18 protein-coding genes and 10 pseudogenes are annotated in these 18,031 nt (G+C 73.4%); 16 read left to right on the plus strand and 12 right to left on the minus strand.

The features are described 5' to 3' along the window. Window positions 1–136 precede the first annotated feature (136 nt). Window positions 137–1,279 (minus strand): TrpB-like pyridoxal phosphate-dependent enzyme, encoded by a 1,143-nt coding sequence (locus G5V59_RS28845; protein WP_278258781.1) that lies wholly within the window; start codon window positions 1,277–1,279, stop codon window positions 137–139. A gap of 359 nt (window positions 1,280–1,638) precedes the next feature. Between G5V59_RS28845 and G5V59_RS28850 the strand changes: the two genes are divergently transcribed. Both G5V59_RS28850 and G5V59_RS28855 read left to right on the plus strand, forming a co-directional pair. Beyond that, window positions 1,639–1,914 (plus strand): hypothetical protein, encoded by a 276-nt coding sequence (locus G5V59_RS28850; protein WP_278260362.1) that lies wholly within the window; start codon window positions 1,639–1,641, stop codon window positions 1,912–1,914. A gap of 45 nt (window positions 1,915–1,959) precedes the next feature. Further along, window positions 1,960–2,200: pseudogene (locus G5V59_RS28855) on the plus strand (chorismate mutase); the annotation flags it as partial. A gap of 17 nt (window positions 2,201–2,217) precedes the next feature. Here G5V59_RS28855 and G5V59_RS28860 read toward each other — a convergent pair. The 8 genes and pseudogenes from G5V59_RS28860 to G5V59_RS37895 all read right to left on the minus strand — a co-directional run. Continuing rightward, window positions 2,218–2,802: pseudogene (locus G5V59_RS28860) on the minus strand (alpha/beta fold hydrolase); the annotation flags it as partial. Between the two features lie 180 nt (window positions 2,803–2,982). Then, window positions 2,983–3,159 (minus strand): muconolactone Delta-isomerase family protein, encoded by a 177-nt coding sequence (locus tag G5V59_RS28865; RefSeq protein WP_341351328.1) that lies wholly within the window; start codon window positions 3,157–3,159, stop codon window positions 2,983–2,985. Window positions 3,160–3,353: 194 nt separating this feature from the next. Further along, entirely contained in the window at window positions 3,354–4,283 is a 930-nt protein-coding gene (locus G5V59_RS28870; protein WP_278258782.1) for a dioxygenase, read from the minus strand. Continuing rightward, a complete protein-coding gene (locus G5V59_RS28875) occupies window positions 4,280–4,555 on the minus strand; it encodes an enolase C-terminal domain-like protein (RefSeq protein WP_278260363.1) in 276 nt (91 codons plus the stop codon). Before G5V59_RS28875 ends, G5V59_RS28870 begins: the two co-directional genes overlap by 4 nt. Before the next feature lie 101 nt (window positions 4,556–4,656). Beyond that, a pseudogene (locus tag G5V59_RS28880) lies at window positions 4,657–4,881 on the minus strand (enolase C-terminal domain-like protein); the annotation flags it as partial. A gap of 85 nt (window positions 4,882–4,966) precedes the next feature. Continuing rightward, window positions 4,967–5,344, minus strand: a pseudogene (locus G5V59_RS37885) (hypothetical protein); the annotation flags it as partial. Further along, window positions 5,275–5,850, minus strand: coding sequence for a LysR substrate-binding domain-containing protein (locus G5V59_RS37890; protein WP_341351329.1), 576 nt, complete (start codon window positions 5,848–5,850; stop codon window positions 5,275–5,277). The gene G5V59_RS37890 and the pseudogene G5V59_RS37885, both read right to left, overlap by 70 nt. A 208-nt stretch (window positions 5,851–6,058) precedes the next feature. Next, window positions 6,059–6,169 (minus strand): annotated as a pseudogene (locus G5V59_RS37895) (LysR family transcriptional regulator); the annotation flags it as partial. 185 nt (window positions 6,170–6,354) lie between these two features. Here G5V59_RS37895 and G5V59_RS28890 point away from each other — a divergent pair. From G5V59_RS28890 to G5V59_RS28940, 11 genes and pseudogenes are all read left to right on the plus strand, one after another. Beyond that, window positions 6,355–6,639, plus strand: coding sequence for a hypothetical protein (locus tag G5V59_RS28890; protein WP_278258783.1), 285 nt, complete (start codon window positions 6,355–6,357; stop codon window positions 6,637–6,639). 53 nt (window positions 6,640–6,692) lie between these two features. Beyond that, window positions 6,693–7,879: pseudogene (locus G5V59_RS28895) on the plus strand (SRPBCC family protein); the annotation flags it as partial. An 86-nt stretch (window positions 7,880–7,965) separates the two neighbouring features. Continuing rightward, window positions 7,966–8,283, plus strand: a complete 318-nt coding sequence (locus tag G5V59_RS28900) for an aromatic-ring-hydroxylating dioxygenase subunit beta (protein ID WP_278260123.1) — start codon at window positions 7,966–7,968, stop codon at window positions 8,281–8,283. Window positions 8,284–8,290: 7 nt separating this feature from the next. Beyond that, a complete protein-coding gene (locus G5V59_RS28905) occupies window positions 8,291–8,812 on the plus strand; it encodes a 2Fe-2S iron-sulfur cluster-binding protein (protein WP_278258784.1) in 522 nt (173 codons plus the stop codon). A 186-nt stretch (window positions 8,813–8,998) separates the two neighbouring features. Next, window positions 8,999–9,196, plus strand: a pseudogene (locus G5V59_RS28910) (hypothetical protein); the annotation flags it as partial. Between the two features lie 199 nt (window positions 9,197–9,395). Next, window positions 9,396–9,572 (plus strand): hypothetical protein, encoded by a 177-nt coding sequence (locus G5V59_RS28915; RefSeq protein WP_278260364.1) that lies wholly within the window; start codon window positions 9,396–9,398, stop codon window positions 9,570–9,572. A gap of 141 nt (window positions 9,573–9,713) precedes the next feature. Continuing rightward, window positions 9,714–10,739: a benzoate diol dehydrogenase BenD gene (gene benD / locus G5V59_RS28920; protein ID WP_278260124.1), complete on the plus strand. Its 1,026-nt coding sequence runs from the start codon at window positions 9,714–9,716 to the stop codon at window positions 10,737–10,739. 17 nt (window positions 10,740–10,756) lie between these two features. Further along, window positions 10,757–12,232: a hypothetical protein gene (locus tag G5V59_RS28925; RefSeq protein WP_278260365.1), complete on the plus strand. Its 1,476-nt coding sequence runs from the start codon at window positions 10,757–10,759 to the stop codon at window positions 12,230–12,232. Next, window positions 12,232–12,492 carry a hypothetical protein gene (locus G5V59_RS28930; protein WP_278258785.1) on the plus strand — a complete coding sequence of 87 codons (261 nt, stop codon included), beginning with the start codon at window positions 12,232–12,234 and terminating at the stop codon, window positions 12,490–12,492. The genes G5V59_RS28925 and G5V59_RS28930 overlap by 1 nt, the downstream gene beginning before the upstream one ends. Beyond that, window positions 12,489–13,448, plus strand: a complete 960-nt coding sequence (locus tag G5V59_RS28935) for a hypothetical protein (RefSeq protein WP_278258786.1) — start codon at window positions 12,489–12,491, stop codon at window positions 13,446–13,448. Before G5V59_RS28930 ends, G5V59_RS28935 begins: the two co-directional genes overlap by 4 nt. Beyond that, entirely contained in the window at window positions 13,445–14,953 is a 1,509-nt protein-coding gene (locus G5V59_RS28940; RefSeq protein ID WP_278258787.1) for a hypothetical protein, read from the plus strand. Before G5V59_RS28935 ends, G5V59_RS28940 begins: the two co-directional genes overlap by 4 nt. Before the next feature lie 152 nt (window positions 14,954–15,105). On the opposite strand, the gene G5V59_RS28945 is transcribed toward G5V59_RS28940, so the two are convergent. From G5V59_RS28945 to G5V59_RS28955, 3 genes and pseudogenes are all read right to left on the minus strand, one after another. Further along, window positions 15,106–15,612, minus strand: coding sequence for a hypothetical protein (locus G5V59_RS28945; RefSeq protein WP_278260366.1), 507 nt, complete (start codon window positions 15,610–15,612; stop codon window positions 15,106–15,108). Window positions 15,613–15,638: 26 nt separating this feature from the next. Further along, complete coding sequence (locus G5V59_RS28950; protein WP_278258788.1) at window positions 15,639–16,394, minus strand: LysR family substrate-binding domain-containing protein; 756 nt, start codon at window positions 16,392–16,394, stop codon at window positions 15,639–15,641. A gap of 85 nt (window positions 16,395–16,479) precedes the next feature. Further along, window positions 16,480–16,560: pseudogene (locus G5V59_RS28955) on the minus strand (LysR family transcriptional regulator); the annotation flags it as partial. 139 nt (window positions 16,561–16,699) lie between these two features. Between G5V59_RS28955 and G5V59_RS28960 the strand changes: the two are divergent. From G5V59_RS28960 to G5V59_RS28970, 3 genes and pseudogenes are all read left to right on the plus strand, one after another. Then, a pseudogene (locus tag G5V59_RS28960) lies at window positions 16,700–16,954 on the plus strand (3-oxoadipyl-CoA thiolase); the annotation flags it as partial. Window positions 16,955–17,156: 202 nt separating this feature from the next. Then, window positions 17,157–17,819 (plus strand): thiolase family protein, encoded by a 663-nt coding sequence (locus G5V59_RS28965; RefSeq protein WP_278260125.1) that lies wholly within the window; start codon window positions 17,157–17,159, stop codon window positions 17,817–17,819. Beyond that, window positions 17,819–18,010: pseudogene (locus tag G5V59_RS28970) on the plus strand (CoA-transferase); the annotation flags it as partial. The gene G5V59_RS28965 and the pseudogene G5V59_RS28970, both read left to right, overlap by 1 nt. Between the last annotated feature and the right edge of the window lie 21 nt (window positions 18,011–18,031).

Consider the following 18,031-nt stretch of genomic DNA (forward strand, 5'->3'; position numbering starts at 1 on the left):
TCGAGGGAGTAGGTCGCCACGCCCACCACCCGCGGCCCGTCGACCGCGACGAGGGCGAGCCCGTCCGCGACGGTCCGGCCGATGTGGTCGACCGACCACCACTGGGCGAGCCCGCGGCGGACGTAGTCCGCGCCGGTCACCGCGGTGTACGTCGGCGGCCAGGTCGCGTGCCCGACGGCGACGATCCCGTCGACGTCCCCGGCCTCCGCGCGACGCACGGTGACGGGCACGGCCTCACACCACCGGGACGTTGGCCAGCGCCTCGGCGAGCGCGGCGTCGGAGAGCGGGTCGTCCTCCAGCCCCCCGGAGAGGTACGTCGCGTAGGCGCCCAGACTCCAGCAGGCCGTGCCCGGACAGGCCGACGACGATCACGGGCGAGGTGCCCGACTGGGCGGCGGCGAGCGCCTCGCGCCGTACCTGTGCCAGGGCGTGGGACGACTCGGGAGCCGGGACGATGCCCTGGGTCCGCGCGAACTCCACGGCCGCGTCGAAGCACTCGTTCTGGTGCAGCGCGACCGCCTCGACCAGTCCTTCGTTGACGGTGTGCGAGACCAGCGGTGCCATGCCGTGGTAGCGCAGGCCGCCGGCGTGGATCGGCGAGGGGACGAAGTCGTGGCCGAGGGTGTGCATCTTCATCAGCGGGGTGAGGCCCGCGGTGTCGCCGAAGTCGTAGCGGTACTCGCCGCGGGTCAGCGTCGGGCAGGAGACTCGGCTCGACGGCGAGGATCCGCGGCGACTGGTTGCCGGTGAGCCTTCTCGCGCAGGAACGGGAACGCCAGGCCGGCGAAGTTCGACCCGCCGCCCGCGCAGCCCACGACGAGGTCGGCGCCGGTCTCGCCCGCCTTCGCGAGCCTGGCGCACGGCCTCCTCGCCGATCACGCTCTGGTGCAGCAGGACGTGGTTGAGCACCGAGCCGAGGGCGTACTTCGCCGTGTCGTCCTGCGCCGCCACCTCCACGGCCTCGGAGATCGCGATGCCGAGCGAGCCGGGGTGGTCCTCCGCGAACGCCTTGCCCGACTCGGTGAGCCGGCTGGGGGAGCGGTGCACGGTGCCGCCGAACACCTCGATCAGCGTGCGCCGCTGAGGCTTGGTGTCGAAGGAGGCGCCCACCTGCCAGACCTCGCAGGTCACGCCGAAGAGCGCGCTGGCGTAGGAGAGCGCGGTGCCCCACTGGCCGGCGCCGGTCTCGGTGGTGAGCCGGGTGATGCCGTTGAGCCTTGTTGTAGTAGACCTGCGGGACCGCGGTGTTGACCTTGTGCGAGCCGGCCGGCGAGACACCCTCGTACTTGTAGTAGATCCGGGCGCTGGTGCCGAGCGCCTGCTCCCAGCGGCGGGCGCGGTAGAGCGGGCTCGGCCGGTACTGGCGGTAGACGTCGAGGACGGGCTCCGGGATCTCGACGTACCGCTCGGTGGTGACCTCCTGCGCGATCAGCTCCGGAGGGAAGAGCGGCGCCAGGTCGTCGGGCCCGACCGGCTCGCGGGTGCCCGGGTGCAGCGGCGGGGGCGGCGGCGTCGGCAGGTCGGCCACGATGTTGTACCAGTGGGTCGGCTGCTCGTCGGGGTCGAGCGTGTACAGCACCTGCTCGCTCATGCGGGTCCTCTCGTCAGGGGGCGTGCTCGGATCCTAGGATCGTCGGATGCTGTGGAGGGGGCTGCGGACCGTCGGGTCCTGCATCGTGGTCGTCGGGGCGCATCGACACGGTCGGCAGCCGATGGATCGACGTCGTCAAGGCGGTCCGTCAGGCGACCGGGCCCGGCCCGCTCCCGGTGAAGGAGGAGCCTGGAGCGGGAGCCGGCGCGCTTCGTCGTACGCTCGCGGGAGGCGGCCCAGTGGCTGTGCGCCGAGCCTGGAGCGCCGCGGAGCGGTCGCCGTCGTGGAGACGACCGGCGGTAGGGCAGGATTCGTGGTGTGAGCGCAGACGAAGCCCGGGCCGAGCCTCCATCGACTCCGGTCGAGCATCGACAACCTCGACGCCGCGCTGGTGCACCTGCTGGCCGAGCGGTTCAAGTGCACCGAGACCGTCGGCCGGCTCAAGGCCCGTGCCGGGATGCCGCCCGCCGACCCGGCCCGCGAGGCCGTGCAGATCGCGCGGCTGCGCTCGATGGCGGAGAGCCTCCGGTCTGGACCCGCACTTCGCGGAGTCGATCCTCAACGTGATCATCGCGGAGGTCATCCGCAACCACGAGCAGTTCGCCGAGGGAGACCGAGGCCTGAGTCAGGCCGGGTCGAGGAAGGCGCCGAGCAGACCGGCCACCGCCTCCGGATCCTCGTACGGCGCCAGGTGGCCCACGCCGTCGAGGACGGCCGTCTCGCCGCGGGGCACGCCGGCGGCGATCTCCTTCAGCGTCACCGGCGGTGTCGCGACGTCCTCCGCCCCGGCAACGGCCAGCACCGGGACGCCGATCGTGTCGAGCCGCTCCCGCACGTCGAACCCGCCGAGCGCCTCGCACACGCAGGCGTAGCCCTCCGGGTCGACACCGGCGAGGTCGTCGAGCGCCGCGCGGCGAGCCACGTCCGCGATGCGGGAGCCGAACCAGCGGGCGGGGGAGGACGCGACCATCGGCGCCATGCCCTCGGCCCGCACCAGCGCGGCCCGCTCGCTCCACGGGGCGGGGCCGCCGAAGGAGGCGGCGCTGCACAGCACGGTGACCGACGAGACTCGGCTCGGGGTGTCGAGCGCGAGTCGCAGGCCGACGGCGCCGCCGACCGAGTCGCCGGCGTGGGCGAACGGCCGGCCGCCGGCCGCCTCGGTCACCGCGGTCAGGACAGCCGCTGCCAGACTCGGCCATGGTGAAGCCGCCGCGGGGGAGCGGGGAGGCGCCGTGGCCGGGCAGGTCCCAGCCGAGCACGTGCCGGCCGGGCAGGCCGGCGGCGACCCCGCTCCAGAGGCGGCCCGCCGTCGTACCGAGAGACGGGCCGACGACGAGCAGCGGCTGCCCGGGCTCGCCCGCCAGCGAGCGCACCGCGATGGCGGGGAGCATCAGATCGCCGACGGGTGGCCGGTCAGCGCGGTGACCTCGATCCGCATGTACGCAAACAGCGGGAGGTTCGAGAGGATCTCGTGCAGGCGGGCGTTGGACTCGACGTCGAAGACGCTGATGTTGGCGTACTGCCCGACGATGCGCCACAGGTGAGCCCACTCGCCGCCGCGCTGCAGCCTCCTGGGCGTAGGCCTTCTCCCGCGCGAGCACGTCCTCCCCGCGCGGCGGGGTCGAGGTCGCGCGGGAGGTCGACGTCCATCCGGACCTGGAAGAGCACCGGCTCAGCCCCGGACCGGGTCGAGCACGAAGCCGTAGTCCACGCTGGCCGAGCCGTCGGCCTGCGGCACCGGGGCGAGCAGCAGACCGGGCTTCACGGCCGAGGCGATGTCGTCGTCGTTGTGCTCGTCGCCGGGGAAGTACAGACTGCGCGGTCAGCAGACTCGTGTCCGGGCGCGGAGACCTTCACGTGCAGGTGCGCCGGGCGCCAGGCGTGCCAGCCGGCGGCGGCGATCAGCCTGCCGCAGGAGCCGTCCGTCGGGATCTGGTACGGCGCCGGCTGGATCGTGTGGATCTCGAAGCGGCCCGCGGCGTCGGTGCGGAAGTTGCCGCGCAGGTTCCACTCGGGGATGCCGGGGGCGAACTGCGAGTAGAAGCCGTCGGCGTCCGCGTGCCAGAGCTCGACGAGGGCGTCCGCGAGGACCGTGCCGTCGGTGGAGGTCACCGTGCCGGTCCACACCAGCGGCGTGCCGGCCTCGCCCTCGCGCATGTCGATGGTGCCCGTGCTGCCGTGCTCGGGGGCGCCGGGCACGTAGTAGGGGCCCTCGATCGAGCCCTTGTTGCCCTCGCGGTGGGCGGTGTTGACGTCCTCGACGACGTGCTCCAGCCACACGTCGAGGAACAGCGGCCACTCTCCGTCCTCCCCGACGCCGATCATCCAGGCCTTGAGCGCGTTGAACTCGTCGTAGGTCACCTTCTCGTCGCGGACGGTCTGGTACACGGCCTCCAGCACGCGCCGGGCCAGCCGGTCGACCCGCTCGGGCGGGGTGCCGGCGACGGCGGCGTACGGCGACTTGTCGGTGTGGAAGCGCTCGGTGGCGCTGGCGCCGGATGCGGCTGCGGTGGCGACGTCGGTGGTCATGGGATGTCCTCTCGGGGTGGTGTCGCGGGGTCGTTCAGTGGTCGGTGCGGTAGTGGCGAAGCCTTCTCCTCGTCGATGTCGACGCCGAGGCCGGCGCCGGGCCGGAGCGTGAGACTCACCGTTCTCGATCCGCAGCGGCTCGGTGAGCAGGTCGTCGCTCATGTCGAGGAAGTTGGAGAGCCTCGCCCGCGTGCAGGCTGGTGCGCGGGTGCGCGGCACCGAAGGCGACGGAGCAGATCGAGCCGAGCCTGGCCGTCGATCTGGTTGCCCATCACCACCTCCAGGCCGAGACCCTCGGCCAGGTGGAGCACGCGCTGCGAGCCGGTGAAGCCGGTCCGGGCGGTCTTGATCGACAGCGCCGTCGCGGAGCCGCCCAGCACCTCGCGGGTGACCTCGGCGGGCGTGGTGGCGGACTCGTCGGCGATGAACGGCACGTCGAGTTCGGCTCACCAGCCAGCGCCGCCCCAGCACGTCGTCGGCGGGGGTCAGGCTCCTCGGCGAACGCCAGGTCGAGGTCGGCCATCTGGCGCATCGCCCGGGCGGACTCCGAGGCGGTCCAGCCGCGGTTGCCGTCGACGTACAGCACGACGTCGGGGCCCAGGCCCTCGCGCAGCGCGCGGACCACGGCGACGTCGAGGGCGGCCGGGCGGCGCCCCACCTTCACCTTGAAGGTGGTGATGCCGTGCACCTCCCGCATCCGCTCGGCCTCCTCGACCATCGCGGCCGGCTGGTCGAAGCCGAGCATGTGCGAGACCCGCATCCGGTCGGTGTAGCCACCGAGCGAACTCGGAGACGGACAGCCCGAGGGTGCGGCCCAGGGCGTCCCAGACCGCCATGTCGATGGCGGCCTTCGCGGTCGGGTTGCCGACGGTGCGCCCGAGGAGGGCGGTCATCCGCTCGCGGTCGGTGAGCGCGAGCCCGACCACCTGCGGGGCGAAGATCGTCTCGACGACCGCGAGGATGCCGCGCTGCGTCTCGCCGTAGGTGAACGGCCGCGGAGGCGCCTCGGCGACCCCGACCACGCCGTCGTCGGTGTGCACGCGGACCAGGACGTGGTCGGCAACGTGCACCTCGCCGCTGGCGAACTTCAGCGGCTTGACGTACGGGATCCGGAACGGGATCGCCTCGACGGCGGTGATCTTCACGGGTCTCCTCAGGCTCGGGGGGACGGGTGCGGGGGTGGCGAAGCCCTGGCGGTCGAGCACGTCGAGGGCGCTGGACACCAGCGCGGACGGCTCGTCGGCGCGCCAGGCCAGGGACAGGTCGATGCTCGCGGCGTCCGCGACGTCGCGGAACACCACGCCCTTGGTCTGCATGCTGCGCACCGACTCGGGGACCAGTGGCGACGCCGAGGTCCGCGGCCACCAGGGCCAGCAGGGCGGCGGTGCCGGGGGCGCGGTGGGTGATGTTGGGGGAGAAGCCGGCGCGCAGGCAGACTCGACACCATCGCCTCGTTGACCGCGGAGCGGGTGTCGGCGTAGGCGACGAACTCGTCGGCGGCGACGTCGGCCACCTCCAGCGCCGCCTCCGGGACCAGGCGGTGGTCGGCTGGCAGCGCCAGCACCAGCGGCTCCTGCAGCAGCGAGCGGGTCTCGATGCCCGGCTCGGCCACCGGCCCGCGCAGCACGCCGAGGTCGAGCCGGCCGTCGAGCAGTCGCTCCACCTGGCCGGGGGTGAGCAGGTCGGCCCGGACCTCCAGGGTCACCCCGGGCAGGGCGGAGCGGATCATCCGCGAGAGCCGGGCCAGCCTGGGTGAACGCGCTGGTGCCGGTGAAGCCGACCCGGAGCAGGCCGCGGCTGCCGTCGGCGATGCTCTGCGCGCCGAGCACCGAGGCGTCCAGGTCACCGAGGATGCGGCGCACCTCGCGGTGGAAGAACTCGCCGGCCGGGGTCAGCGCCACCTGCCGGGTGGTCCGGGCGAGGAGCAGGACGCCGAGGTCGGCCTCCAGGCGTCGTACGGCCTGGGAGAGGGCGGGCTGGGCCAGGTGGAGCCGCTCGGCCGCCTGCCCGAAGTGGCAGGTCTCCGCGACGGCGTCGAAGTAGCGCAGGCTGCTTGAGGTCCATGGTCACCTCCTCCTCTCCAGGGCGGGGCCGGTGTGGTCGGCGTCACTCACGCTAGATCGCCTTGATCCAGAAACACAAAGACGAATAGTTCGCTGATTCATAACTCCCAATGATGAATCAAGCCCGTGGCCAGACCTAGGTAATTGCCTCGTGTGACGACCGCCACGTCGTGCTTGAGTTCCGGGCATCCGCCGTCGAACACACCGGGAGCAGCCATGACCGAGATGCTGGAGCGGGTCGGCGCCATGCTGGCCGACGCCGTCGTGGAGGAGCCGGAGGCCGGGATCTACCGCGCCAACCGCCGGATCTTCACCGACGAGGAGGTCTTCGAGCTCGAGATGAAGCACATCTTCGAGGGCAACTGGATCTACCTCGCGCACGAGAGCCAGGTGCCGGACCCCGGGGACTACCTCACGACGTACATCGGGCGGCAGCCGGTCGTCATCACCCGTGACAAGGACGGCGAGCCTGCACCTGCTCGTCAACGCCTGCGCACACCGCGGCGCGATGATCTGCCGCCGCAAGAGCGACAACCGGATGACGCTGACCTGCCCCTTCCACGGCTGGACCTTCCGCAACGACGGCACGTTGCTGAAGGTCAAGGACCCCGACGGGGCGGGCTACCCGGCCTCCTTCGACACCGAGGGCTCGCACAACCTGACGAAGGTGGCGCGCTTCGACGGCTACCGCGGCTTCCTGTTCGGCAGCCTCAACGAGGACGTCAGCACCCTGGCCGAGCACCTCGGCGACACCACCAAGGTGATCGACATGCTCGTCGACCAGTCGCCGGACGGCCTGGAGGTGCTGCGCGGCTCCTCGACCTACACCTACGACGGCAACTGGAAGGTCCAGGCCGAGAACGGCGCCGACGGCTACCACGTCACCGCGACGCACTGGAACTACGCGGCCACCACCTCGCGCCGCGGCACCGGGGAGTCCGCCAACGCCACCAAGACCCTCGACGCCGGCCAGTGGGGCAAGTCCGGTGGCGGCTACTGGTCGTACCCGAACGGCCACCTGTGCCTGTGGACCTGGGCGGGCAACCCGCAGGACCGCCCGCTGTGGGACCGGATGGACGAGCTCAAGGCCGCCTACGGCGAGGCCAAGGGCGAGTTCATGGTCAAGGGCTCGCGCAACCTCTGCCTCTACCCGAACGTCTACCTGATGGACCAGTTCTCCACGCAGATCCGGCACTTCCGCCCGATCGCGCCGGACAAGACCGAGGTCACCATCTACTGCATCGCCCCCAAGGGCGAGAGCGCCGAGGCCCGGTCGTGGCGGATCCGCCAGTACGAGGACTTCTTCAACGCCTCCGGCATGGCCACCCCCGACGACCTGGAGGAGTTCCGCTCCTGCCAGCCTGACCTTCCGGGCCACCGCCGCGCCGTGGAACGACATGAGCCGCGGCGCCGAGCACTGGCTCACCGGACCCGACGAGGTCGCCACCTCCCTCGGCATGGACGGGGTGATCTCGTCCGGGCTGAAGAACGAGGACGAGGGGCTCTACCCCGTCCAGCACGGCTACTGGCGCGACACGATGCGCGCCGCGCTGGAGAAGGAGGCGGGCAGGTGAGCACCAACGCCCTGGCCGCCGGCACCGGCGCGAAGTCGATCACCCAGAACGCCATCGAGCAGTTCCTCTACCGCGAGGCTCGCCACCTCGACGACCGCGAGTTCGAGAAGTGGCTGGAGTGCTACGCCGACGACGTCGTCTACTGGATGCCCGCCTGGACCGACGACGACCGAACTCGTCGAGGACCCCGAGCGCGACGTCTCGCTGATCTACTACCCCAACAAGGGCGGCCTGGAGGACCGGGTCTTCCGGATCCGCACCGAGCGCTCCTCGGCGACGTCGATCCCCGAGCCGCGCACCAGCCACAACATCGCGAACGTCGAGGTGATCGAGCGCCGCGGTGACGTCGTGGACGTGCGCTTCAACTGGCACACCATGTACTTCCGCTACAAGACGGTGGATCCGTACTACGGCACGACCTTCTGCACCATCGACTTCACCGGCGAGCGCCCGCTGATCCGGCGCAAGACCGTGGTGCTGAAGAACGACTACATCCACCACGTGGTGGACGTCTACCACTTCTGAGGCCGCCATGACGCTCACCGAGACCGACGTCGCCACCCACCAGGTGGCCCTCTCCTTCGAGGACGGGGTCACCCGGTTCATCACCTGCCGCACCGACCAGACCGTCGCCGACGCGTCGTACCGCCAACGGATCAACATCCCGCTCGACTGCCGCGACGGGGCGTGCGGGACCTGCAAGGCGCTGTGCGAGTCGGGGGAGTACGACGGTGGCAGCCTACCTCGAGGACGCGCTGCCGGAGGACGAGGCGGCACGCGGGTTCGTGCTGCCGTGCAGCATGCGGCCGCGCTCGGACCTGGTGCTGCAGGTGGCGAGCACGTCGGAGGTCGCCAAGACCCGCGCCGCGTCGTACGACGCCCGGGTGACGGCGCTGACCCGGCTCTCCGCGACCACGGTGGAGCCTGGCGATCGAGATCCCGGACCGCGGGGACCTGGCGTTCCTGCCCGGGCAGTACGTCAACATCGCGGTCCCCGGCACCGACGTCACGCGGTCCTACTCGTTCAGCAGCGCGCCGCACGAGGACCGGCTGACCTTCCTGGTGAAGGCTCACTCCCGGCGGCGCGATGTCGACCTGGCTCTCCGAGCGAGCGGCCGTCGGCGACGCGCTCACCGTCACCGGTCCGCACGGCTCGTTCTTCCTGCGCGAGGCGGACCGTCCGGTCCTGCTGCTCGCCGGCGGCACCGGGCTGGCCCCGATCCTGTCGATGCTGCGCACGATGCGCGCGGCCGGGAGCACCCGCACCGCCCACCTGGTCTACGGCGTGAGCACCGACGAGGACCTGGTCGCCCTCGACCAGGTCGCCGAGGTGGCCGCGGACCTGCCGCGGCTCACCTGGGACCACTGCGTCTCGGACCCGGCCACCACGGCCGCCAACCGCGGCTACGTGATGAGCCTGATCCGCCCCGAGCACCTCCACGGCGGCGACGTCGCCGTCTACCTCTGCGGGCCTCCGCCGATGGTGGAGGCCGTGCGCACCCACGTCGCGGACGCCGGCATCGAGCCGACGGGCTTCTACTACGAGAAGTTCGCGCTCGCCGGTACGCCGCCGCCCGTCGCCGCCGTCCCGGTGGCTCCTGCCGAGGCCGCGGCCGAGCACGACCCCGAGGACGAGCTTGATCCCGGCCGGCGATGCTCGGGGGATCGCCGGCCGGGAGGTGTTCGCGGCCGCGCCCGCGGAGGAGCCTGCGCCGGGTGCCTACGAGATCGGCGAGGAGCACCCGGACGTCGGGTCCTCCGACGCGCTCTTCGAGGCGCGGCAGGCCCTGGAGCCTGGGCGCCCTGGAGCCTGACGATCGGCCGGCTGGACTCGCGGCAGGCTGGCGGGCTACCGGCTGCTCGCCGAGTCCACGCTGCCCTACGTCGACGGCGAGTGCTTCACCGACGCGGCGGCGTACACCGAGACCAATGCCGCCTTCCACGACTACCTGTTCGTGCAGACCGGCAACGAGCACCTGCTGCAGGCCTACCAGGCGCTCGGCGTGAAGGGCCGGATGGCCGAGGTGCTGCGCAACGCGACCTGGTGCCACCCGCGCTGCGCGGTCGACCACGTCGAGATCGTCGAGGCGTTCGAGGTGGGCGACCGCGAGGCCGCGCGCGCCCTGATCGTCGCGCACGCGGGGCGCTCGAAGCAGACCATGCGCCGTGCGATGTCGGATGCAGCGGCCACGACCCGGCCGCGGTTCGTCACTCCGGGCCGCTTCGCCGGCAAGGTCGTGGTGGTGACCGGTGCGGCCCAGGGGATCGGTGCCCAGGTGGCGCGCCGGGTCGCCGCCGAGGGCGGCTCGCTGGTCCTGGCAGACCGCTCCGAGTCTGGTCGCCGAGCCTGGCCGAGGAGCCTCGCGGCGCAGTCGGTCACCTGCGACCTCGAGACCTGGGCCGGTGCGGCCGACCTGGCCGAGGCGGCCCGTCAGCGGTTCGGCCGGGTCGACGTCCTGGTCAACAACGTCGGCGGCGCGATCAACTTCAAGCCGTTCACGGAGTTCACCGCCGACGAGATCGCGGCCGAGGTGGACCGCTCCCTGATGACCACGCTGCTCACCTGCCGCGCGGTGCTGCCCGGCATGGTCCAGCGGGGCGCCGGGGTCATCGTGAACGTGTCGTCGGCGGCGACCCGCGGCATCCACCGGATTCCCTACTCCGCCGCCAAGGGCGGCGTGAACGCGGTGACCGCCTCCCTCGCGCTGGAGTACGCCGAGCACGGCATCCGCGTCGTCGCCACCGCTCCTGGTGGCACCGAGGCCCCGCCCCGGCGGGTCTCCCGCGGCACCCCGGTGCCGGGCAACGACGAGGAGCGGGCATGGTTCCAGGCGCACATCGACCAGACCCTCGGATCCTCGCTGATGGGCCGCTACGGGACGCTGGACGAGCAGGCCGCGGCGATCGCGTTCCTGGCCTCGGACGAGGCGTCGTACATCACCGGGACGGTGCTGCCGGTCGCCGGTGGCGACCTGGGCTGAGCCTCTACGGTGAGAGCGTGACCGTTGGCCCGCCGCTGGTGCCGACCCGGCGTCGCGCGCTCGACGGCCTGGTGGCCGCCCTGGCGCGGGACGACGGGCCGCGGCTCGTCCTGGTCACTGCACCGCCGGGCGGCGGGCTGAGCACCTTCCTGCGGGCGCTCGCCGGTGCCGTCCCGGACGACCGGCGGTTGCTGGCGCTGCCCTGGGAGGACGCCCTCGGCGAGGTCGACGCCTCCGGCACGGTCGTGCTGGAGGACGCCCAGCACGCGGATGCCGCCGCGGTGCAGGCGCTGGTCAGTGCGAGCCGCCGGGGCGAGGTGGTCGTCGTGCTCGGCTGGGCCCTGCCCGGGGACGGCCTCTTCGACAGCGTGCGCGCCGCGGCCGACGAGGTCGTCGCGCTCGGCGGCCTCGACGCCGAGGACGTCGCCGCCCTGGCCGAGCAGCGCGGCGTGGTGCTGCCCGCGAGCCAGGCCGACCGGCTGCTGCGGCACACCGGCGGCCGGGCCCGGTACGTCGCGGAGCCTGCTCGAGGACGTTCCGGCCGCGGACTGGACGGCGCCCTGGTTCGCCCTGCCCGCGCCGGCGACCGCCGCTCGGGCGGTGCGGACCGCGCTCGCCGGGCTGTCGGAGGAGACCTGCCGGCTGGTGCGGGCGATCGCGGTGCTGGAGACCGCGGACCGGCGCGCGCGTGCCGTCGCGGTCGCGGACGCCGGCCGGACCGCCGCGGTGGACCCGGCCACGGCAGCGGTCGCCGAGGCCGCTGCGGCCGGCCTGCTGACAGTGCTCGACGAGCACGCCGCATGGGTCCGGCTGGCCGACCCGGTGGTCCGCCGTGCGCTGCTCGACGAGCTCGGCCCGCTGCGTCGCTCCGAGCTCCACGACCGCGCGGCGGAAGTGGTGACCGACCCGGCGGTGTCCGTGCGGCACCGGTGGTTCGCTGCGCCGTACCCGGACGCGGAGCCTGGCGGACCGGCTCGACGCCCTCGCGACCGAGCGGGCCGCCCAGGGTGCCTGGGCCGCGGCGGCCGACCTGCTGGTGCTGGCCTCGCGGGCCAGCGCCGACGAGGAGACCCGCGGTGCCCGGTTGGTGCGCGGGGTCGACGCCCTGGTGGGTGCGGGGGAGGTGCCGCGTGCCTCGCGCTACCTGCCGGAGCCTGGAGTCGTTGCGCGAGACGCCGTCGCGCAACGCGGTGCTCGGCTACCTCGCCGTCGTGCGCGGCCGGCCCGCCGAGGCCGAGAGCCGGCTGAACCGGGCCTGGGAGCCTGGCGAACCCCCGCCGGGACGCCGCGACCGCCTCCCTCGTGGCCCAGCGCCACGTGCTGCACCACCTGGCCCGTTGTCGCCCGCGCGACCTGGTGACGTGGGCGGACCGGGCCATGGAGCCTGGCCGACCCGGCCGCGCCGACCGCCGTCGAGGCCGCCGCCGTCCGTGGGCTGGGCGTCGCGCCGGTCGAGGGGATCGAGGTCGCGCTCGAGGGCTACCGGGCGCTGATGGACCGCGTGCCCGAGGGGCCGGTCGCCCAGCGGGTGGCGATGGCCTCGGGGTGGCTGCACCTGGCGGCCGACGACCCGGACCGGGCGCGCGAGGAGCCTGCAGAGCGCCGTGCCCACGGACTTCCTGGGCGGCTCGCTGCGGATCTCGCTGTGGGCACGGGGCTGGCTCGCACGCGTGCAGCTGCAGTCGGGCGACTGGGACGAGGCGATGCGTACGGCGACGGCCGGCGTCGAGTCTCGCCCGGCGCACCGGGATGAGCCTGCTCGTGCCGCTCCTCGCCTGGACCCGGACCCAGGTGCTCGCGCTGCGCGGTGACTGGGAGGCCGCCGAGCGCTCGCTGCGAGTGGGCGACGCGGGCGGGCGGGACTACGAGCCTGATGCGGGTGCCGGCGGCGCTGGCCCGGGCGGCGTACAGCGAGGCACGGGCGGACTACCCGGCTGTCGTCCGCGCCCTCGCCCCGCTCACCCAGCCCTGGGCCCGCGACTGGGTGGAGCAGCCCGGGTACTGGCCGTGGGCCGACGTCTACGCCAACGCGCTGGTGATCGTCGGTCGCGAGGACGACGCCGACGTCTTCCTCGCCCGGCACGAGGAGGTCGCCCGGGAGCGCGGGCACACCTCGGCCACCGCACGCCTGGCCTACGCCCGCGGCCGCTGGTACGGCGTGCGCGGCGACCTCGACGCCGCCCGCGCCTGCTTCCAGGAGGCCATCGCCCTGCTCGAGCCGCTGCCGCTGCGCTACGACCGCGCCCGTGTGCACTTCGCCTACGGCCAGACCCTGCGCCGGGCCGGGCGCCGGGCCGAGGCGGACGCCGTGATCACCACCGCCCGCGACGCCTATCTCGCCCTCGGTGCAGCGACCTACGTCGCCCGCTGCGATCGCGAGTCGGCCGCCGGCGGGGTCCACGTGACCCGCGGGCAGCGCGACCTCGACGACCTCACGCCGCAGGAGGAGGCGGTCGCCGGACTGGTCGCGCAGGGGCGGAGCAACAAGGAGGTCGCCGCCGGGTTCTTCTTGTCGGTGAAGACCGTGCAGTACCACCTCACCCGGATCTACGCGAAGGTCGGCGTCCGCTCGCGCGCGGAGCCTGGCGGCCCGTCGTACGCACTGAGTCTGTTCGGTCGTGTTCGGAAGGCCGTCCTCGGTCCCGGGGCGTCCTGCGCCCTAGCGTCCCCGGAACGGCACTCGGGCCGGAACCGAAGGAGTACGGATGAAGGCTCACCTCAGCCCGCGCGGCGCGCACCCTCGCCGCCCTCGCCCTCACCGGTGGCCTGCTCGCCGCGGTGGGTGCCACCACCTCGGACGCGCAGGCGGCGCCGCCCGGGCCGGCCGCCAAGCCGCGGCCGGGCGCACTCGCCACCGACAGCGACGGGGACGGCCTCCCCGACAAGCCTGGGAGACCAACGGGTACGACGCGAACGGCGACGGCGTCGTCGACGTCGACCTGCCCGCCCTGGGCGCCTCGCCCACCCGCAAGGACCTGTTCGTCGAGATGGACTACATGAGCGGCCGGCTCGCCAGCACCGCCGCCCTGGACCGGATCGTGGCGGTCTACGCCGGCGCGCCGGTCGGCAACCCCGACGGCTCGACCGGCATCACCCTCCACCTCGACGCCGGCTCCGCGCGCGGTGCGGCGTACAACCTCGGTGGCGGCAACCAGGTCACCTACGACTCCAACCTCTCGCCGTCGCTGCGCCAGACGAGCGACATCAAGAACGCCAACTTCGACAGCGACCGTGCAGGCGTCTTCTACTACATGCTCTGGGCCGACGACTACGACAGCAGACTGCAGCAGCGGCTACTCGTTCCAGATCCCCGGCGACACCTTCATCGTCACCATGGGCCCGCGCTGCGGCTGGAGCCCGACGGAGAACATGAACGTGGGCACCTTCGTGCACGAGTTCGGCCACGCCCTGGGGCTCAAGCACGGCGGCACCGACCACGTGAACAACAAGCCGAACTACCTGTCGGTGATGAACTACCTCTTCCAGTTCGACGGCGTCCCGCGCACCTCCGGCGGCGGGTACTTCGGTTACAGCAACGTCGCTCCGCCGAGCCTCGACGAGTCGCGGCTGACCGAGTCCAGCGGTCTCGGTACGACGGCCGTCAGCGGCTGGCGCACCAGCCTGGTACTGCCCCGACGGCAAGACCATCCGCACCAGGCTCGGGCGCCGCGAGCCAGGGCCTGGACTGGAACTGCGACGGTGACACCGCCGACGCGGGTGCCTGGAACATCAACGCCGACAACACCCGCAGCGTGCTCTCGGCGCAGAACAACTGGGCCAACCTGGTCTTCGGTGGGGGAGCGGTCGGCGGCGGCGGCAGCACCGGCGCCCTCCGTGCCGCAGCCCCGGAGCAGGGACCGCGCGAGGTGACGAAGCAGCAGTGGGTCGAGTCTGCGCGCGGCGATCGAGCGCGGTCACCGGCACGACCACTGACCCGTCGTACCGGTCAGGGGGACCGGGTCACCGCCACCTCATGCCGTAGATGCCCGCTTCCGGGCGGACACGCACGAGGCTCCACCGGGCGGGGACCTGGTCCCCCTGAACGCGCGCCAGGTAGCGGATCGGCGAGCGCAGGGTGGCCCGGAAGTAGGCCACCACCTCGGCGGGGCGTCGCTCCGGCTGGAAGCAGGTCTCCAGCACCAGGTGCTGGAGACCGGGCTGGACGCGGGTGTCGATGTTGCGCTCCCGTGACCCCGGCGGCTCGTGCTCGCTGAACTCCAGCAGTCCGGCCTCGTGGGCGCCGAGTCCGGCGCCAGCCTCATCTCGAAGGCCGCGAGGCCGGTCGTCGGCTCGCCGCGGAAGCGGTGGACGCGCATGCCGTGGGTGTCGGTGACCCGGGGCGGGCGGCACCAGGGGTCGTAGCGGCTCAGGCCTTGAAGAAGCGGCACGCCCCCTGGGTCCCGGCGGTCACGACGAGCGAGTGGTCGGCCCGCACCGGGTTGAGGTCCGCCCCGACGTGCTGGGTCAGCCGGTGCGTCAGCCGGTCGGGCTGCCGTGGGTCGACCGGCGAGGAGTCGAGCGCGTGCAGCAGGCGGGCGACGCGTTGCGGCATCGGCCGGCCTGTCGGCTCCGAGCAGCGGCTCGCCGCGGGTGGGCCGGGTCCGCGCGGAGCGCGGGCCGAGGGCTTGCCGCAGCCGCCCGGCCGGCAGGCCGAGGACCTGCTCGAGCCTGCGCGATCACGTGCAGGGACGCCTGGCGCTCGGGACGGCTGGTCCCGGACTGCCAGGTGCTCAGCGAGTCTCAGGCTGACCGGTGCCCCGCGCGCCGCGAGCCGGTCGCGCAGGTCGCGCAGGGTGAGGTCGCTGTCGGCGATCGCGTGCCGCAGCAGGCAGGCGAACTCCACGTCGAGGCGTTCATCGAGGGCCATGGTCACTCCGAGGGGGTACGTGGCACTTCGCGTCAGACTGGCACGTCCCGGGCCCGGGGGCCAGCGTCGCGCCCGACGGCCCGGACCGCCTCGACGGTCCGCAGCAGGTGCGGCTCGGTCCGCCCGGTGCGGTGGGCGACGGCCAGCGCGACCCGGGTGACCGGGCGCACCAGCGGCCGGAACTCCACCCCGGCCAGGGCGAGCGCCCGCACCGGCTCCGGTACGACGGCGACGCCGAGCCCGCCCGCGACCAGGGTCACCAGGGTCGAGGTCTCGCCGACCTCGTGCCGGATCCGCGGAGCCAGGCCGGCATCGGCGAAGAGGCGCCGCACGACGTCGTACATGGTGGAGCGGCGGCCGGCCGAGTGCACGATCAGGCCTTCCTCGGCCAGGTCGGCGACCCGGAGTCGCCGGCGCTCGGCCAATGCGTGCCCGGCCGGTACGGCGACCACCAGCCGCTCCTCGCGCAGCGTGGTCACGGTGAGCGTGCCCTCCGCGACGGGCGGGCGGAGCAGGGCGACGTCGATGGTGCCGGCGCGCAGCGCGTCGACCTGGTCGGCGACGAGCATCTCGCCGCGGAAGGAGAAGTCCACGCCCGGCAGGTCCGCGGCCAGCCGCCGGGACAGCGCGGGCAGCAGGCTGTAGGTCGCCGACCCGACGCAGCCGATCGCGACGTGACCGACCGTGCCGGCGGCGACGCGGCGGACCTCGTCGGCGGCGATGTCGACCGAGTCGAGGATCGCCCGGGCCCGCTCGAGGTAGGCCTCTCCGGCGGCGGTGAGGTCCACCCGCCGCGTGGTGCGGCTGAACGGACTCGACGCCGAGATCGGCCTCGAGACGGCGGATCTGCTGGGACAGCGGCGGCTGGGCCATGTGCAGCCGCTCGGCGGCGCGGCCGAAGTGACGCTCCTCGGCGACGGTCACGAAGTACCGGAGGTGGCGCAGCAGATCCATATCGTCATCCGACTCAAATAGGTCACATACTGATCCTTCACAATATCAACGCCGCGACCTACCGTCGATCGCGTGAGTCTCCTTCGTCTACGCAGCGGTCCGCACCCCCTTCGGCCGGTTCAACGGCGCGCTCGCCGGCGTGCGCACCGACGACCTCGGCGCGGCAGCCGTCTCCGCCGCCCTGGCCCGCACGCCGGGGCTCGACCCCGCCGCGATCGGCGACGTCGTCTGGGGCAACGCCAACGGCGCGGGGGAGGACAACCGCAACGTGGGCCGGATGGCGGCCCTGCTGGCCGGCGTACCGGTCAGCGTGCCCGGGACCACCGTCAACCGGCTGTGCGGCTCCAGCCTCGACGCGGTCATGGCCGGCTCCCGCACCATCGAGAGCGGCGACGCGGACGTGGTGCTCACCGGTGGTGTCGAGTCGATGACCCGCGCGCCCTGGGTGCTGCCCAAGCCGGACCGGGCGTTCCCGGTCGGGGACGTCACCGCGGTCTCCACCGCGCTCGGCTGGCGGCTGGTGAACCCGCGGATGCCGGAGGAGTGGACGGTCAGCCTGGGCGAGGCCAACGAGCAGCCTGCAGGAGCGCTTCGGCATCTCCCGCGAGCGCCAGGACGCCTTCGCCGCGCTCTCCCACCAGCGCGCCGACCGGGCCTGGGCCGACGGCTTCTACGACGACCTGGTCGTCCCGGTCGAGGGCACGGACCTGGTCCGCGACGAGGGCATCCGCCCGGGCAGCACGGCCGACGCGCTCGCCGGGCTCAAGCCGGTCTTCCGCAAGGACGGCACGATCACCGCGGGCAACGCCTCCCCGCTGTCCGACGGCGCCTCCGCCGTGCTGCTCGGCTCGGAGGCCGCCGCCGACCGGATCGGTACGACGCCGATCGCCCGCGTCGCCGGCCGGGCCGCGCACGCCCTGGAGCCGCAGGCGTTCGGCTACGCCCCCGTCGAGGCGGCCAACCGGGCGCTCGCCCGGGCCGGGATCACCTGGGACCAGGTCGGTGCGGTCGAGCTCAACGAGGCCTTCGCCGTCCAGTCGCTCGCCTGCGTCGACGCCTGGCCGATCGATCCCGAGATCGTCAACCAGCGCGGCGGCGCGATCGCCCTCGGCCACCCGCTCGGCGCGTCCGGCGGACGCCTCGTCGGCACGCTGGCGAAGGTGCTGCGCGAGTCGAACCAGCGCTGGGGCGTCGCGGCGATCTGCATCGGTGTCGGCCGGGGCCTCGCCGTGGTCCTGGAGAACGAGGAGGCGCGCTGATGGCGCGTACGCAGTTCCCCGCCGACGTGGACGGGGCCGTCGCTGGCATCGAGGACGGATCCACTGTCCTGGTAGGCGGCTTCGGCCTCGCCGGGATGCCCTTCGACCTGATCGACGCGCTGATCCGGCAGGGCGCGAAGGACCTCACCATCGTGTCCAACAACGCCGGCAACGGCGAGGTCGGCCTGGCCGCCCTGCTCGCGGCCGGCCGG

Source organism: Nocardioides convexus, from assembly GCF_011090295.1.

Coding starts and splice junctions, on each gene's coding strand:
- G5V59_RS28940 (WP_278258787.1), top strand. CDS start 13,445: ATGAAGGCTCACCTCAGCCCGCGCGGCGCGCACCCTCGCCGCCCTCGC.
- G5V59_RS28935 (WP_278258786.1), top strand. CDS start 12,489: ATGAGCCTGCTCGTGCCGCTCCTCGCCTGGACCCGGACCCAGGTGCTC.
- G5V59_RS28850 (WP_278260362.1), top strand. CDS start 1,639: ATGCTGTGGAGGGGGCTGCGGACCGTCGGGTCCTGCATCGTGGTCGTC.
- G5V59_RS37890 (WP_341351329.1), bottom strand. CDS start 5,850: ATGATCCGCTCCGCCCTGCCCGGGGTGACCCTGGAGGTCCGGGCCGAC.
- G5V59_RS28930 (WP_278258785.1), top strand. CDS start 12,232: ATGGACCGCGTGCCCGAGGGGCCGGTCGCCCAGCGGGTGGCGATGGCC.
- G5V59_RS28870 (WP_278258782.1), bottom strand. CDS start 4,283: ATGAGCGACGACCTGCTCACCGAGCCGCTGCGGATCGAGAACGGTGAG.
- G5V59_RS28905 (WP_278258784.1), top strand. CDS start 8,291: ATGACGCTCACCGAGACCGACGTCGCCACCCACCAGGTGGCCCTCTCC.